Source organism: Aeromonas sp. 604443, from assembly GCF_049170315.1.
In the GTDB taxonomy this organism is placed as follows: domain Bacteria; phylum Pseudomonadota; class Gammaproteobacteria; order Enterobacterales; family Aeromonadaceae; genus Aeromonas; species Aeromonas veronii_A.
The window spans coordinates 26439-42402 of the sequence record NZ_JAAKMI010000017.1 but is presented as its reverse complement, the minus strand read 5'-3'; the positions used below and the strand labels follow the sequence as shown (position 1 = coordinate 42402).

The window sequence follows — 15964 nt, the reverse complement described above, 5'->3', positions numbered from 1 at the left end:
TTCACGCTACGAGAGCCCCTATGCCCACCCGTAAAGAGCCTGCCAGCGAAGAGTTTGCCTGCCCCCCGTTTTCGAACCAGCACGCCACCTTCAACCACGTCTGGTCCTCCCTCTTGCTGGAGGAGCTCTTTCGCCTCGGGGTGCGCGACATCGCGCTGGCCCCCGGCTCCCGCTCTGCGCCGCTGACCATGGCGGCCGCGGCCCATCAAGGCTTTCGTCGTCACCTGCACTTTGACGAGCGCGGCCTCGGCTTTATGGCGCTCGGGCTGGCCAAGGGGAGCAACCGGCCGGTGGCGGTGATCATGACCTCGGGCACCGCGGTAGCCAACCTCTGGCCCGCCGTGGCAGAGGCCCAGCTCACCTGCGTGCCGCTGATTATTCTCTCCGCCGATCGCCCCCACGAGCTTATCGACAACGGCGCCAATCAGGCGATCGACCAGCAGGGGATCTTCGGCCACTACCCCGTCTATCAACAGAACCTGCCGAGCCCCACCCCGACCATTCCGGCGGCGTTTGTGCTGAGCTCGGTGGACCAAGCCTTGGCCAAACAGGTGCTCACCCCCGGGGTGGTGCACTTCAACTGCATGTACCCCGAGCCCCTCTACCCGGGCGAGCACTATCAGGATTTCTCCGACTATCTGGCGCCTCTCGGTGACTGGCTCTGCTCGCGCAAGCCCTGGAGCCCGTGGCAGCAAAACGAGCCGAGCTGCCCACCTCAGGCGGAGTGGGAAACCTTTCGCCAACAGCGCGGTATCGTTGTGGCTGGTCGCATTACCGACCCGAAGCAGGCACAGACCGCCGCCGCGCTGGCGGAGCAACTTGGCTGGCCGCTGCTGGCGGATCTGCAGAGCCAGATCCGCTTCGATAGTCGCAACCTCATCCACATAGATCTGGCGCTCAACGACCCTGAATTCGTCGCCGAGCTCGGCCGCGCCGAGGTGCTGCTGCAATTTGGCGCGCGGCTTGTCTCCAAGCGGCTTGGCCAGTTCATCAAACACCATTCATGGCAGGATTACTGGCTGGTGGATCCGCAACCGGCGCGGCTCGATCCCGACTACCGGCTGCGCAACCGGCTGCTGTGCAGCGCCAGCGCCTTTGCTGCGGCCCATCCGGTCACCACCCGGGCCCCTTGGCACACATTGGCCGAGCTGCAACACAACGCCAGCCAGCAGATCGCCGCCGCCTGCGAGTACTTCTCCGAGCTTGGGGTCTGCCATCGCCTCAACCGCCTGATCGAAGGCCAACTGTTTGTCGGCAACAGCATGCCGGCACGACTGATGGATATGCTCGGCGAAACGGGCAAGGGGCCGAGCCGGGTGATGACCAACCGCGGCGCCTCCGGCATCGATGGTCTGATCGCCACCGCCTACGGGTTTGCCCAATCAATCGAGCAGGACAGTGATGAGCCCACCACCCTGCTGCTTGGGGATCTCAGCGCCCTGCACGATCTCAATAGCCTCGCCCTGCTCAGCAAGGCGAGTCGACCGCTGGTGGTGATCCTGCTCAACAACGATGGCGGCAGCATCTTTCGTATGTTGCCGGTGCCCACCGAAGGGGAGCTGCTGGAGAGCTACTACCGGCTGCCCCACGGCCTCAGTTTTGAACATGCCGCCGCCATGTTTGGTCTCGCCTATCGGGCACCGACCACCCTGCTCGAGTTCGAACAGGATTACCGCGCAGCCCTCCAACATGGCGTTACCTTGATCGAGATCCGGGTACCGAGCGAGCAGGTGGCCGATGATCTCAAGGCGCTGGGGGCCGCCATCCGTGGCAAATAAAGATGCCAATGTGCCGCTGGTGTTGCTGCACGGCCTGCTGGGGGATGGCGGCGACTGGCAACCGGTGATCGACCGGCTGCCTGCCATCCGCTGCATCGCCCTCGATCTGCCGGGTCACGGCCAGTATCGCGATCTCAACGTCAGCGACTTTGAGCAGAGCCACCAGTGGCTGGTCGCCGAGCTGGCCAGCCGCAACATTGAACGCTATCTGCTGGCGGGTTACTCGCTGGGTGGGCGACTGGCCCTCTATCACGCCAGCCGCGAGCCCGCCGGGCTGCGGGGACTGCTGCTGGAGAACTGCCACCCGGGTCTACCGGCCAGTGAGCGGGCCGCCCGCATCCAGCATGATGAACAGTGGGCGCAGCGCTTCGAGCGTGAGCCCCTGGCTGACGTGCTGGCAGACTGGTACCGGCAAGGGGTGTTTGCCGATCTTGACGATGCGGCCCGGGCCCGCCAGATCGCCCGCCGCCTTGGCAACGACGGTCAGGGCATCGCCACCATGCTGCGCGCCACTTCGCTAGGCAAGCAGCCGGATCTCGCCCCCTGGCTCATGGCGAGCCAGCTGCCGGTTACTTATGTGAGTGGCAAGCGGGATCACAAATTCCATCAGCTGGCTTGCCAGCTGGCGAACCAAAATCGCAGAATCAACCACTTGGTGCTGGATGGCGGCCATAATCTGCACGCCCATCAGCCTGATAACTTTGCCCGACTCCTCGCGGAGTGGGTCAACCAACAAGAAGAGACGAGTCATGATTGAAGCAATGACGGAAGCTGAACTGTATGCACCTGTTGAATGGCAAGATTGCTCCGCCGGTTACGAGGACATCCTCTATCACAAGTCCAACGATGGCATTGCCAAGATCACCATCAACCGTCCCCAGGTGCGCAACGCCTTCCGCCCCCGCACCGTCAAAGAGATGCTGCAAGCGCTGGCCGATGCCCGTTATGACGATCAGATCGGCACCATCATCCTGACCGGTTTTGGCGAGAAAGCCTTCTGCGCCGGTGGCGACCAGAAGATCCGTGGCGACTACGGTGGATACCGTGATGACGAGGGGACTCACCACCTCAACGTGCTCGACTTCCAGCGCGACATCCGCACCTGCCCGAAACCTGTGGTTGCCATGGTGGCCGGTTACGCAGTCGGTGGCGGCCACGTGCTGCACATGATGTGTGACCTGACCATCGCCGCCGACAACGCCCAGTTTGGCCAGACCGGCCCGAAAGTAGGCTCCTTCGATGGCGGTTGGGGTGCTTCCTACATGGCTCGCATCGTCGGCCAGAAGAAGGCGCGCGAAATCTGGTTCCTCTGCCGCATGTACGATGCCCGGCAAGCCCTCGACATGGGTCTGGTCAACACCGTCGTGCCGCTGGCGGAACTGGAGCGTGAAACCGTGCGTTGGTGCCGCGAAATGCTGCAAAACAGCCCGATGGCGCTGCGCTGCCTGAAAGCCGCCCTCAACGCTGACTGTGATGGTCAGGCGGGCTTGCAGGAGCTGGCGGGCAATGCCACCATGCTGTTCTACATGACCGAAGAGGGTCAGGAAGGCCGCAACGCCTTCAACGAAAAGCGTCGCCCCGACTTCTCCAAATACAAGCGGAACCCCTGATGACACTAGCCCTGTATCGCTATCAACTGCCTTTTACCCAGCCACTGACCTTTCACGGCAAGGTGGAGGTGGCGCGAGAGGGGCTGTTGGTGCGCATCAACGACGGCTGGGGGGAAATCGCCCCCCTGCCCGGCTTCTCGAAAGAGAGCCTGCAACAGGCAGAGGCAGAAGCCCTTGCCACGCTGGCGGCCCTGGCCGCCGGTGACACCCCGAACCCCGTGCTGCCGTCGGTGCAATTTGGCCTCGACTGCGCGCGCCGGACTTGGCCCGAACAGCGCAACCCGCTGCCGGAGCCCTATCCCCTCATTCAAGGCTCCCCCCAGGAGCTGCTGCGCAACTGGAAAGAGTGGCTGCACCGCACGCCTGGCAAGGCCAAGCTGAAGGTGGCGCGCTACCCGATGCGTGACGAGCTGGCGCTGATCCGCCTGCTGTGCGATCGCCTCCCCTCCCTCAAGCTGGTGCTGGATGCAAACCAGGGCTGGACCCGCGAGGAGGCGTGGACCTTCTGCGGCCACCTCGACCCGAATCGCATCGAGTATCTGGAAGACCCTTGCGCCGACTTTGCCGACATCGCCTTTGTCGCCAACCGCACCGGCATGCCGGTGGCGCTGGACGAACTGCTGGCGCAGGGCAAGCCGTGGGAGCCGATCCCGCAACTGCGCGCGCTGGTGCTCAAACCCACCCTGCTCGGTTCGCTGGCCAACTGCGAAGCGCTGATCGCCCGCGCCCGCGAACTGCGGCTCAAGGTTATCATCTCCTCCTGCTTCGAATCGGATCTGGGCCTGAACCAGCTCTTTCATCTGGCAGGCGAATGGGCTCCCGAACAGGCGCCGGGTCTGGATACCCGCCGCTGGATGGCAGGCAACCTGCTGGGGGAAGATGGCAAACCGGATCTGAGCCGACTGGAGCAACTGTATTACCGTGATTGACCCCTCCCGTTCACCCGAACAGACACCTTGCCCGGTACGCCACCGGGCAATCACAGCCCCGAACCGCATTGCCATCCACGCAGTCTCCCCCCTCAGTTACCGCCAGCTCGATGCACGCCTCAACAGCCTGTGCCAACAGCTGGAACAAGCCGGAGTGCGCCGTGGCGATCATCTGGCTGCAGTGGTGCGCGGTGCGCTGGAAGATGTGCTGCTGGCATGGGCCTGCGTGCGCAGCGGCGTGGTGTTCTGCCCGCTCAACCCCGCCTTTCCTCTCGAAAAGCAGCGCGAGCTGGCGGTGCAACTCGATGCCGATGCCTTCTGGTCGGCAGGGGAGATCCCGGCAGGCAACTGGCAGCCCCTGCAGCTCGACTTCACGCGCGAACGGCCAGCAAGCGAGGAAACATGGCCGCTGGCATCGACCCAGCTCAACAACATGATCCTCACCTCCGGCTCCAGCGGTACGCCGAAAGCGGTGGTGCATCGGCTCTGCAACCACCTGGCCTCGGCACGCGGCTCTGCCACCCTTATTCCCCTCGATGAGGCCTGCGGCTGGCTGCTCTCCCTGCCGCTGTTCCATGTGGGCGGCTACGCCATCCTGTTTCGGGTCTTTCTGGTGGGCGCCACGCTGGTGCTGGATCAGCGTGAACGCTCCCTCAAGGAGCGGCTGGAGTGCCAGCCCATCACTCACCTCTCGTTGGTGCCAACCCAGCTCTGGCGCCTGCTGGCAGAGGGTTTTGATCCCGCCCGAACCCGCCTGCGCGAGCTGCTGCTCGGTGGCGCCGCCATCCCGCAACCGCTGGTGAAGCGCCTCTGCGCCATGGGGCTCGAACCCAAGGTGAGTTATGGTCTCTCCGAGATGGGCAGTCAGGTCTGCACTGCGTTACCCGGCGATACAGGCGTAGTTGGCAAACCGCTACCGGGGCGGGAAGTGTGCATCAGTGAGCAGGAGATCTGCGTGCGCGGCGCCACCCTGTTTGCCGGTTACTACCGGGCTGGCGAGCTGGATCTGCCCCTCGATGACGAAGGCTGGTTTCATACTCGCGACAAGGGGAGGTTCACTGCGGCAGGGGAGCTGCTGGTAGAGGGACGGCTCGATAACCTCTTCATCTCGGGTGGCGAAAACATCCAGCCCGAAACCATAGAGCAGCGACTGGTAGATCATCCCGCTGTCGCCCAGGCGCTGGTGGTGCCGGTACCGAGCGACGAGTGGGGGCAACGCCCCGCCGCCTTTATCGACTGGCACGGCGAGCCGGTTCCCGACTCAGAAATAGCTGCCTGGATCCGTGCCACCCTGCCCGGCTTTATGGTGCCCGACCACTGGCTCCCCTGGCCCGATCTTGGTGGCAATCTCAAGCCCTCTCGCCAACGGCTGGGCAAGGTAGCCCGACAACAGACCACTCGGGCACGACAAGCTGAATGAGATCGGACTCACAATTTACCGATCTTCTTTGAAAACAAAAAAGAAACATGTGAGTCCTCACTGCGGCGCCAACCCACGATAATTCGATCAGACTCAAAAAGACACCATCTTATTGATTTATCTGATTTTTAATTGGCAATTGATATCCCTTTGGAACCGTTTAAATTGCCTTGCGATTACTCGCAAGACAATACACAAACAAGAACAAAGGGATAAAAATGAACCGTTCAGGTACCGGGTGGCTGCTGCTGGCAGGCCCCCTGCTTTTGGCTACATCCTCGGCGCAAGCCAACTACTCCCCCAATGACTGGCGACAGTATCAGCTGACTGGCGAATCGAGCCGGCAACTGGCCACTCGCATCACCGAGATCACCTACGAGCTCAAGGCGCGCAGCAGCAATGCTCCTTACCAACAGCTTAGGGTCTACCGTCGCTTCGACTGGCAGAGCAGCGATCTCGCCGCACTGGCCGAGCAACAGTGTGGCGAGCCGCAGCTCAAGGTAGATGCGGGCTGGCAGATCCGCTTCGTGCGCTGTGAAGATCGGATTCCGGCGGGCAAGCTCATTCCCGCCAGCAGTTATGACTTCGGTTATGGCCTCAAGCAGGGTCGCTGGGAGCAGCTGGCGGGCACGCCGACCGCCCAGCGGCAGGATCGTCTGCCGCTGCCGCAAGCCATCATCCTGGGTCAGAGCGAAAGGGAGCTGGATCGCTGCGAACTCAACCCGCAGGGCCGCTGCGCCGAGTCGGAGTGGCACTATCAGCCGCAGGATTGGCAGCAGTTGCAGGTACTTGAAGAGACCCCGAGTGAGCGGGATGGCCGGTTGGAGCAGATCTTTTTCCGTCTGCAACCGGTGGCAGGCAGTCAGGCTGCCGCTCAGGTCAGCGAGATCCACGTCTGGCGTCGCTATCAGTGGCAGCTGGATCAGCTCACGCCTCAGCAGGAGTGTGATGAGCCGCAGGAGCGCAAGGAGGGGAGCAACACCATCCGCTATCGCATCTGCCGTCAGGTGATCCCCGCTGGCAGCGAGGTTCAGGTAACGCTGCAAGATAGCGGCTACCAATACCCGGTCGCTGGCGGCGAGTGGCAACCCCTGCCAGAGAGCAAAGAGTGGCAGGAGAGCCGGGTGCTCAATCGCCCCATCGTGCTGGCCAGCAAGGAGGAGCAACTGGAGTGCCGTCGCGCCAACGGTCGTCTCTGCTCCGAGCCCGAGCAGCCCGATGTGGATCTGCTCGACAGCGATGCCGCCAAACTGGTGGCTGACGTGAGCGGCCAGAACAGTCCTGCCTGGCAGGCGGATTACGGCCACGATGACGCCAAGCTGATGGCGGTGGTGCGCGGGATGCGTGCCCTTCTGGCGGCCAACCAGCCGACCCATCCGGCAATGGACAAGCTGCTCTACTATGTGCGCGCCCACAACTACCACGGCGGCGTTGGCAAGGAGAGTGATCAGGCCGCCCGGGCACTGGCCGGGGTGATGATTGACCTGCTCAACCACCCATTGCTGCTGGGAGCTGAACCACAGGATCAGGCTGGCACAGTGCTGGAAGCCTGGAGTGTAGCGGCGCAGGGACAACTTGGCCAAGCCGCCTTCCGCCAGAGTGCCGCTCCCATGCTGGCCCAGCTCAACCAGGCGCTCGGCTATGCGGTGCAACATGCGGCGCAGATCAATGGCCACAAACCCTGGGCCGACGGCCTGTTCGAGCTGCTCAATCTGGTCGATCAGAGCGCCTCTTACGGTCAGCAGGCTGACTTCAGCGCAGCTGTGCTGCAGCAGGAGGCGGCATTGCGCCAGAGCCTGCTGCAACTGGGCCTGAGCGAACTGGCCCTCTGGAAACAGCGCGATGGCTCACGGGATCTGTTTATCTTCAACAACATCCTCGATGCCCACAGCCGCCTCTACCAGATGATGCGCTACCTCCATCACACCAGCCCGGATAAGGCGATCGCCTATCGCCAACAGCTTGATCGCGATGTCATCGCCATCATGCGCCAGCAGGGACTGGTCCCGGGCGGCCAGCATCCGGCTGCCATGCTGGAAGAGGTCTCCCTGACCCTCTCCAGCTACTACCTCACCTACACGGATCGCACCAGCGAAGCCTGTGTCAGCGGCGAGTTTGTCGGGCTTTGTACCCCGATCCGCATGGAAGATATTCTGCCGTTCGAGCACACCTGCTCGCCCACCCTGCGTCTGCGCGCCCAGGATCTGACCTTGGCTCAGGCCGAAGGGATCTGCCGCGAGCTGGGTGATGAAGAGCAGCGCTTCCACCAGCAGATGGAGACAGGCTGGCAACCGGTGGCCGATGATCACAACGAGGCGCTGGAGCTGGTGATCTTCAACTCCTCCGCCGACTGGGGCCGCTACGGCAGCGCGCTGTTTGGCGTCTCTACCGACAATGGCGGCATCTATATCGAGGGGGATCCGGCTCGCCCCGGCAATCAGGCCCGCTTCTTCGCCTATGAGGCAGAGTGGAAACGCCCCGCCTTCCAGGTGTGGAACCTGCGCCACGAGTACGTTCACTATCTGGATGGCCGCTTCAACCAGTACGGCAGCTTCGGCCACTATCCGCTCAACCGCACCACCTGGTGGGCCGAGGGGATTGCAGAGTACATCGCCCACGGCCAGTGCTTTGCCCGGGGTCTGGATAACGTGGCAAACCGCCCCGCCAACCAGCGCCCGACACTGGCGGCGATCCTCCACCTTGACTACGACCAGGGTGGCGAGATGGTCTACTCCTGGTCCTATACCGTGCACCGCTTCCTTAACGACACCGGTCGCGGCGCCAGCTGGCTGGCGCTGGCACAGGCGCTGCGCAATCCGGATCGGCAGCAGGCGATGAGCGACTTCGAAGGGGAGCTGGACCGGCTGATCGCCAACGACAGCGACGCCTATCAGGCGTGGCTCGCCCGGGATCTGCTGCCCTGGTGGCAAGCCAACAAGGAGTCAGACGCCTGCAAGGGTAACGACTCCGCCCACTGATAAACCTTCACCGACTAGAGGGGCTGCCACCGCAGCCCCTATCTTCATCCTCCCGCTCTCCCGGCCTCTGCTGCGACAACCTCTGCCCGAATGAGGTGCCCGCCCGTTATCAAGCCTGACGCCAGCGGCCGAGTTGTAATAGAATGCCGATAGCCACTCCCAACTTCAGACCCTGACCGCACCGCGCATGAAGAAGTTTGCCAAGATCCTCCTCGCCTGCCTCGTTTTGCTGCTGGCCCTGATTGCCATGCTGCTGGGCTACAGCGAGTGGATCGTCTCGGATGCCCGTCACTACACCTACGATCAGGTAGACAAAGTGCCCTACAACCGGGTTGCGGTGGTGCTGGGTACCTCCAAATATCTCTCCGGTGGCGGCCCCAACCACTACTTCAAATACCGTATCAAGGCGGCGGCCGAGCTCTACAACAATGCCAAGGTGGACTTCATCATCGTCTCCGGTGACAACGCCACCGTGCAGTACAACGAGCCACGCCAGATGCGCCGCGCCCTGATCAAGGCGGGCATCCCCGCCTCCGCCATATATATGGATTTCGCCGGATTTCGCACCCTCGACTCAGTGGTTCGCGCCAAGGAGGTATTCGGCCAGGAGCGCTTTACCGTGGTCTCCCAGGGCTTTCATAACGAGCGGGCCATTTTCATCGCCCGCCATTTCGGTATCGATGCGGTCGGCTTCAATGCCGAGGATCCCAGCGCCTATCAAGGGATCCGCACCCGGGTGCGGGAAGTCTTTGCCCGCCTGATGGGGCTGCTCGACCTCTATGTACTGGACAAGGGACCCAAGTTCCTCGGCGCTCCTGTGCCCATCGGTCTGCCTGTGCCTTGCCAGTCACTGAGCACCATCGGCAGCCTGCAACCCTGCCTAAAACAACCCAAATCGGCGGTGGATGAGGCCAAGCCAGCGGCAGTTTCTGCCGCGGTTGCCACCGAGTCGGCTACTCCATCTGCCTCGGCCGTGACTGAACAAGTCACGCTAGCTTTATCCGCTGCGGCAACGACTGAGCCGGTCACTCCCGCCAAATCCGCGGCAGAAACCACCGCCAAGACGCCCAGCGCGGCCTTGCCCACATTGCCGGTGGCCCCTTCAGCCGCCAGCGCCAGCACAGCCGCACCATAAACAGATGACCCGCCAACTGGCGGGTCTTGGTATTACAGCACGGGTTGTGGCGGCGATCCTGCACACCCATTCCCAGCGACCAGGTCAGCCTCTCGCCGCTTGATAACGGCGGGCCACTTCGGGCCAATCCACCACCTGATAGAAGGCAGCGATATAGTCAGGACGCTTGTTCTGGTACTTGAGATAGTAGGCGTGCTCCCACACATCCAGCCCCAGGATCGGGGTATGGCCATGCATCAGGGGACTATCCTGATTGGCACTGCTCTCCACCTGCAATCTGCCCGCCTTGTCCACCACCAGCCAGGCCCAGCCGCTACCAAAGCGGCTCAGGGCCGCCTGAGTGAAGGCCTGCTTGAAGGCATTGAATCCCCCCAATTCCCGCTCGATGGCCAGAGCCAGCTCACCACCCGGCTCACCGCCCCCCTGCGGGCTCATCACCAGCCAGAACAGGGAGTGGTTGGCATGGCCGCCACCATGGTTGCGGACCGCCCCCTGCAGGGCGGTTGGCAGAGTATCGAAGCGGCGCAGCAGCTCTTCAACCGGCATTGCGGCCAGCTCTGGTGACCCTTCCAGCACGGCGTTGAGGTTGTTGATATAGGTCTGGTGATGACGGCTGTGGTGGATCTCCATGGTCAAGGCATCGATATGGGGTTCCAGTGCGTCGTAGGCATAGTTCAGGGCTGGCAGGGTATGGCTCATGATGACCTCTGTTCGGATTAATGGAGCCGGGATGAGGGCTCGCTCTGACACAGGCAGTGACCGAGCGAACGCATGATCCCGGCGTGGCTGCCGTGGCGCTGTACGAACGTCAGCAACTCGGCACGGGTTGTGCGGGTATGGCGCAACGCGGCTTCTCGCAGGCGAGAGGAGCAAGCGGGGGAGTGACAGGTCGCCAGCAGGCAGTCGTGCACATAGCAGAGCAGGTCGGCGGCGCGATCGGGCAGAGTCATGGCCACCAGCAGATCCGCCAGATTGTGGTGAGCCACAACCAGCGCCGCCACCGCCTCATCGGCGTCATGCCACTGCACCAACTGCTGACGAGCCAGCCAGAGCGCCTGCTGATAATGAGCCAGCGCCTGATGATACTCGCCGCAATCAAACAGCCGATTACCCTCTCGGGTCTGCTGTTTCCAGTGACTCATGCTGCTGCCACCTTCGGTCGACTCGACCCACCCCTTCACCCAGGTTGCTGTCATATGCTTCACACCAACAAATGATAATAATTATCATTACATGAATCATATCCGGGAGACAAGGGGCGTCGGGATCGCAGCAAACAGCCAAAACAGCGCGGCCACGCCTTGGCAAGGAGTGGCCGCTTGAGGCACCGGTCAGTGAATTCGACCGGCTAATTGCAAGTTAACGGCAGGTCAGATGTTGTTGGCTGGCGAAGGCGGGGCGATCCCCAGCAGCATATGGTCCATCATGCCTACCATGCGCCCTATCTCGGGCTTGGTGATGGTATCGTTGGCCCCCAGTTGCAGCGCTTTCTGGCGGTTGTCATCGCTCATCAGGGAGGAGAACATCACGATGGGCATCTCCTTGTAGGAGGGGGTATCCCGCAGCCGCTTGAGCAGGTGCATACCATCCATGCGCGGCATCTCCACATCGGTGATCACCGCATTGACGAAGCCGGTCACCGGCATCCTCTCCTCCTGGGCCAGACGATCGAAATCCGTCATCATCTCCAACCCCTCGCCGCCGTCCTTGGCCGTAATCACGTTGTAGCCAGCGGTGCGCAGGGTGGTTTCGATCATCTTGCGGATAAAGGCCGAGTCGTCCACCACCAGAATGGTCTTGCCCTGACGCAGCGCCATCATGCGATCGTCGATGAGCACCTTGCGATCCTGGGTGACGTCGTACTTCTCCATGCTGAGCTCGGGGTTGATATCGGCGATGATCTTCTCGAAATCGAGGATCATGATGAGGTTGCCATCGCGCCTGACCACGGCCACCACGCAGTCGTTCTCCCCCGCTTCCAGAAACTGGCTGGGGGACTCCACATCCTCCCAGGAGACCCGGTGGATCCTGCTGACGCTATCGATCAGAAAACCGTTGGCCATCTTGTTGAAGTCGGTGACGATCACCACCTTGTGGCTGGGGTCAGGGTTGGTCTTGATGCCGAGCCAGCCCGCCAGATCCACCAGCGGGATGAGCCGATCCCGCAGGGAGAAGACCCCCACCATATGGCGCTGGGCGTTGGGGTAATCTGTGGTCTCAGGCACCCGGATCACCTCGCGCACCTTGGCGACGTTTATCCCGTAATAAGCGGTTTTTTCACGGCCGTCCGGTAGCTGCTTCTTGAGGTGAAACTCGATGATCTCAAGCTCGTTGGTGCCACTTTCGGTCAGGATAGATTTACGCTCTTCCCCATCTTTGGACATCATGGTGACTCTCATTCTGGTTGCGCGGGCAGCAGACCGCTGCGGTTTTCCCTCAGTATAGGAATGGAATTCACCCAACGGCTCGGATCTCGGCAAGATTGCATCGTTAACCGCTTGATCCCGCAGGCTGGCGGGAGCGTATCTGCCAATCAGGACAACATTGGCGGATGGTGAAATCCATCATGCACTCACAAGGAGCCTGAGATGAGTGAAGGTATCGTCGTGATTGGCGCTTCTGGCGGTATCGGGGCGGCTCTGGTGACACACTGGTTGGCGGCGGGTGTCGGGCCAGTGATTGCCATCAGCCGTCAGCCCGCACCTGCTGGCCTCTCATCGCCGGGTCTGCACTGGCTATGTTGCGATTACAGCGATGAGCAAATGACAGAAGTGGTGGCCCACATCGCTGAGTTGGCACCGAGACCCTATCGGGTGGTGATCTGCAACGGCATCCTGCATCAGGGGGAAATTCAGCCGGAGAAGCGGCTCGAAGCAGTCAATCTCGATGCCATGAGCCGCCTCTACCAGACCAATGCCTTGCTGCCGCTGCGCTGGATCAACCAGTTGTTACCGCTGTTTGGCCGCGAGCCTTGCATTCTGGCCGTTCTCAGCGCCCGGGTCGGCAGCATTGGCGACAACCGAACGGGCGGCTGGTATGGCTATCGTGCATCCAAGGCCGCCCTCAACATGCTGCTCAAGTGTGCCGCCATCGAGCTGGCCCGGCGGGCCCCCGGCGTCAAATTGCTGGCCTTCCATCCCGGCACCGTGGATACCCAACTCTCCCGCCCGTTTCACGCCAATGTACCGGCGGGAAATGTGCAGAGTCCCGAGCTGGTAGCCGACCATCTGATTAACCTGATGAACCGGCTGCAACCGGATGGCGAGCTGAGCTTTCTCGACTGGCAGGGCAAACCTATCGAGTGGTAGAGGAACTCAAGAGACGCGCCAGCAGCGCCCGCAAACTCTTGATCACGGCGGGCTTGCCCGCCAGTTGCAACCTCGCGGCCAGCATTCCCCAGTCAGCATATAGCCAGATGGCTGCGATCAGCAGATAACGCTCGTCAGGGGTCAGCGAAGCCAGAACATCCAGATGGCGCGCCAACCACAGCTGCAAGCTGGATTGGCTCAGTTCGAACGGCTTGTGATGCAGGGCAAAGCACTCAACCTCATCACGCTCGAACTCGCCAAGCTCCGCTGCGGTAGCAGTGCTGCCTTGCAGACATTGCCATACCAGCTCGGGATCCAATCCTTTCAACTCACCCGCCAGCAGGGTCGGCAGCTGGCGTACAAAACGCTGCTGCCACTGCTCCAGCTCGGGCTCATGTTCGGGTTTCAGCGCTTTGAGCAGCAGGGCTGCGTGGCAGCCGCTGGCGGCATCCCGCTGCAGGCCGATGCGCAGTACCGTCAATCCAGCCTTGCGCCAGAAAGGGAGCAGGTCGGCGCTGGCCGAAAAGGCAGAACCGAGGTAATCGATCCCCGCCTGACGATAATGTTCTTCAAGCCTGCCAAGCAGCAGCGAACCCAGCCCGTGGCGGTGTAGCTCGGGATGGATGGCGATACGCATCACCCGGGCGTAGCTGCGCGCCCCCGCGGTTTTGAAACCGGCATGGGCCAGCAGCGACTGGGGCAGCAGATGGCCGCGCGGACGGCGGCGCCCGGCCCAGATCGCCTCGGCCAGTTCAGGGTCAATTCCCCCTTCCCGCGCCACCAGCGCCACTCCCAGCAAGCTCTCATCCTGCTCCAGCAGATGGATGTCGAGATCCGGGCTCTCCAGCAGGGATCTGAGATCGCTCGGCGTAGTCTGGTAGTGAGCCAGCACCAGCAGGCCGAACAGCTGGTTGAGCAACTCCTCGTCGCTCGCCAGCGCCTCTTGACTGAGCAGACGCCAGCTCGGGCTGGTCGGCGGCAAGGGCGTTGCTACTTCGGCATTGAGGCCGAGCAGGCGGAAGATTAGCGGCTCCAGCGGATCGCGCTCACTCCAGCGAATGGGCTCAGAGAGGTGGATCTCCTGCCACTCCGGGGTCTGGCTATCGAGCACCCGCTTGAAGCGCAGGTGAAAACCGCGCCCCGTCCCCTCGTAACCGTGCTCGGTGGTGGCAAACACGATGCGGCTATGGCGGGCCAGCATGGCTTCGAGCAGCGGGGTCGGAATGGCGGCCGCTTCATCCACCAGCAGCAGATCGGGATTCATCGCCTCGTGCACCAGCCGATCCGGCGAGCAGTAGCTCAGTCCGGTCAGCTGTTCCGGCGTAGTATCTAGCCCGCGAGCGGCGTGGGCAAACAGGGTCGCTACCGTTGCCTGCGAGGGGGCCGTCACCACTATGTTCAGCGAGGGTTGCTGGCGCAGCAGCTCGGCGGCAGCCAAGCCCAGCAGCGTACTCTTGCCACGGCCACGGTCGGCGCTCAGCACCAGCGGCCGACGGCGATGACCGTGCAACACCTTGTGGATGGCGGGCAGCGCCCGTGCCTGATCGCAGCTCAGCCTGCGCTCTGGCCCAAGCGGTTGCCACGGCTGTGAGCAAACCGGCGGCTCCAGAGAGAGGGCCGGATTCCCCGCCAGCAACCGCACCAGCCGGGCGATAAAGCCGTGACCGGCCCGACCCGCCTCCTCCGGCTGCGCCACCAGCCGGATCCGGTCAGGATCCGGCCATGCAGGCCACTCTACTCTGGGCGGGGTCAGCAGCAACAGCAAGCCACCGGCGCATAGAGTACCTGCCAGCGCCCCGAAGGCATCGGGATGAAAGCCGCTGAAAGCGTTGAACACCAGCGTGTCGCACTCCTGACCGAGCCGCTGCTGCGCCTTGGCAGCGGGTTGCGGGGCATAACACTCGGGCCCGGCACCCAGCCAGAATACAGTCTCGCCGAGCAGGGATTGGGCGCGGGCAATGCAGTCGGCCTCCTCCCCCTCCAGCCAGATCAGGCGCCGTTCACCGGCGCGGGCCAGCGCCTCGCGCAGCAGGGTGACCTCTTGCAGAGTCATGAAGCCTGGCTGTCAGCCGGTTTGCGGGGTTCGAACATGCGATCTCCCATCTGATCGATAAAGGTGTGGGCCTTCTGCACCATGAAACGCTCGGCATCGGCCGGATTGGCAAACAGATCGGAGCGGATGAAACGATGGGTGTGCAGCACGCCGTCCAGCTCCTTGGTGATGCGCCCTGCCAGTCGGTACTGGCCACCTTCTGCCATGGGTTCCGGATAGATGAGATAGCCGGCATATTCGGTGGGGGTGACTTCCGGTGCCTTGGTCGGCTCGCCCCCGAACAGGGCGCTGAACAGTTTCTTGAACATGGTGCTCTCCTCTGGTTGCCAGCATTGTCCCCAAGGGGTTGCACAGTGGCAAGCAGGGGATCTTATTACCAATGGTTATTTGCACTACGAACCATTCTCATTTAGATTTCATTTAATTTCAGCGCGAGGTAACCACCATGTATGTCTGTTTGTGCCGCGGCATCACAGATACCCAGATCCGCAAAGCGGTGCAGTCAGGTAAAAGCGAATTCCGCCAGCTCAAGCAGTCGCTCGAGGTGGGCGCCCAGTGCGGCAAGTGCGTACGCATGACCATGGAGATCATTGCCGCCGAGCTCGACAAGATGGAGCAGGAGCAACCCGTGCTCTACTACGAAGTGGCCTGATCCTGACACCTCTTTTCTGATGCGACCCGCCAACAGGGTCACCCCTTTTCTCAGGTGAGCTGGCTCGCCAGACCTCTTGTTGTCATTTTTCTGGACTAAGC

At 62.3% G+C, this 15964-nt stretch carries 14 protein-coding genes; 9 read left to right on the top strand and 5 right to left on the bottom strand.

Features of this window, described 5'->3' with window-relative positions:
- Positions 1-20: 20 nt before the first annotated feature.
- The 7 genes from menD (at position 21) to G5380_RS18520 (ending at position 9850) form a co-directional block, all read left to right on the top strand.
- Positions 21-1778 carry a 2-succinyl-5-enolpyruvyl-6-hydroxy-3-cyclohexene-1-carboxylic-acid synthase gene (gene menD, locus G5380_RS18550; protein ID WP_421208978.1) on the top strand — a complete coding sequence of 586 codons (1758 nt, stop codon included), beginning with the start codon at positions 21-23 and terminating at the stop codon, positions 1776-1778.
- Positions 1738-2535: a 2-succinyl-6-hydroxy-2,4-cyclohexadiene-1-carboxylate synthase gene (gene menH / locus G5380_RS18545; protein WP_421208979.1), complete on the top strand. Its 798-nt coding sequence runs from the start codon at positions 1738-1740 to the stop codon at positions 2533-2535. The genes menD and menH overlap by 41 nt, the downstream gene beginning before the upstream one ends.
- On the top strand, positions 2528-3388 hold the full coding sequence (gene menB, locus G5380_RS18540) for a 1,4-dihydroxy-2-naphthoyl-CoA synthase (RefSeq protein ID WP_005363149.1): 861 nt from the start codon (positions 2528-2530) through the stop codon (positions 3386-3388). Before menH ends, menB begins: the two co-directional genes overlap by 8 nt.
- Entirely contained in the window at positions 3388-4317 is a 930-nt protein-coding gene (menC, locus tag G5380_RS18535) for an o-succinylbenzoate synthase (RefSeq protein ID WP_005335937.1), read from the top strand. The genes menB and menC overlap by 1 nt, the downstream gene beginning before the upstream one ends.
- Positions 4310-5737 (top strand): o-succinylbenzoate--CoA ligase, encoded by a 1428-nt coding sequence (gene menE, locus G5380_RS18530; RefSeq protein ID WP_421352997.1) that lies wholly within the window; start codon positions 4310-4312, stop codon positions 5735-5737. The genes menC and menE overlap by 8 nt, the downstream gene beginning before the upstream one ends.
- Before the next feature lie 218 nt (positions 5738-5955).
- Positions 5956-8715: a collagenase gene (locus tag G5380_RS18525; protein WP_421352996.1), complete on the top strand. Its 2760-nt coding sequence runs from the start codon at positions 5956-5958 to the stop codon at positions 8713-8715.
- Positions 8716-8902: 187 nt separating this feature from the next.
- On the top strand, positions 8903-9850 hold the full coding sequence (locus G5380_RS18520; protein WP_263084830.1) for a SanA/YdcF family protein: 948 nt from the start codon (positions 8903-8905) through the stop codon (positions 9848-9850).
- An 84-nt stretch (positions 9851-9934) separates the two neighbouring features.
- Here G5380_RS18520 and G5380_RS18515 read toward each other — a convergent pair whose 3' ends face one another.
- From G5380_RS18515 to G5380_RS18505, 3 genes are all read right to left on the bottom strand, one after another.
- Positions 9935-10549, bottom strand: coding sequence for a superoxide dismutase (locus tag G5380_RS18515; protein ID WP_421208982.1), 615 nt, complete (start codon positions 10547-10549; stop codon positions 9935-9937).
- Positions 10550-10566: 17 nt separating this feature from the next.
- Complete coding sequence (locus G5380_RS18510) at positions 10567-11046, bottom strand: hypothetical protein (protein WP_005354955.1); 480 nt, start codon at positions 11044-11046, stop codon at positions 10567-10569.
- A gap of 174 nt (positions 11047-11220) precedes the next feature.
- Entirely contained in the window at positions 11221-12237 is a 1017-nt protein-coding gene (locus G5380_RS18505) for a chemotaxis protein (RefSeq protein WP_005335957.1), read from the bottom strand.
- Between the two features lie 201 nt (positions 12238-12438).
- On the opposite strand from G5380_RS18505, the gene G5380_RS18500 reads away from it, so the two are divergent.
- A complete protein-coding gene (locus tag G5380_RS18500) occupies positions 12439-13158 on the top strand; it encodes an SDR family NAD(P)-dependent oxidoreductase (RefSeq protein ID WP_421208983.1) in 720 nt (239 codons plus the stop codon).
- Here G5380_RS18500 and G5380_RS18495 read toward each other — a convergent pair.
- Both G5380_RS18495 and G5380_RS18490 read right to left on the bottom strand, forming a co-directional pair.
- Positions 13145-15211, bottom strand: coding sequence for a tRNA(Met) cytidine acetyltransferase TmcA (locus G5380_RS18495; protein ID WP_421352995.1), 2067 nt, complete (start codon positions 15209-15211; stop codon positions 13145-13147). The genes G5380_RS18500 and G5380_RS18495 overlap by 14 nt on opposite strands.
- Positions 15208-15519: an HlyU family transcriptional regulator gene (locus G5380_RS18490; RefSeq protein WP_100652668.1), complete on the bottom strand. Its 312-nt coding sequence runs from the start codon at positions 15517-15519 to the stop codon at positions 15208-15210. The genes G5380_RS18495 and G5380_RS18490 overlap by 4 nt, the downstream gene beginning before the upstream one ends.
- Before the next feature lie 137 nt (positions 15520-15656).
- On the opposite strand from G5380_RS18490, the gene G5380_RS18485 reads away from it, so the two are divergent.
- Positions 15657-15863 (top strand): bacterioferritin-associated ferredoxin, encoded by a 207-nt coding sequence (locus G5380_RS18485; RefSeq protein WP_005335965.1) that lies wholly within the window; start codon positions 15657-15659, stop codon positions 15861-15863.
- The last annotated feature ends 101 nt before the right edge of the window (positions 15864-15964 follow it).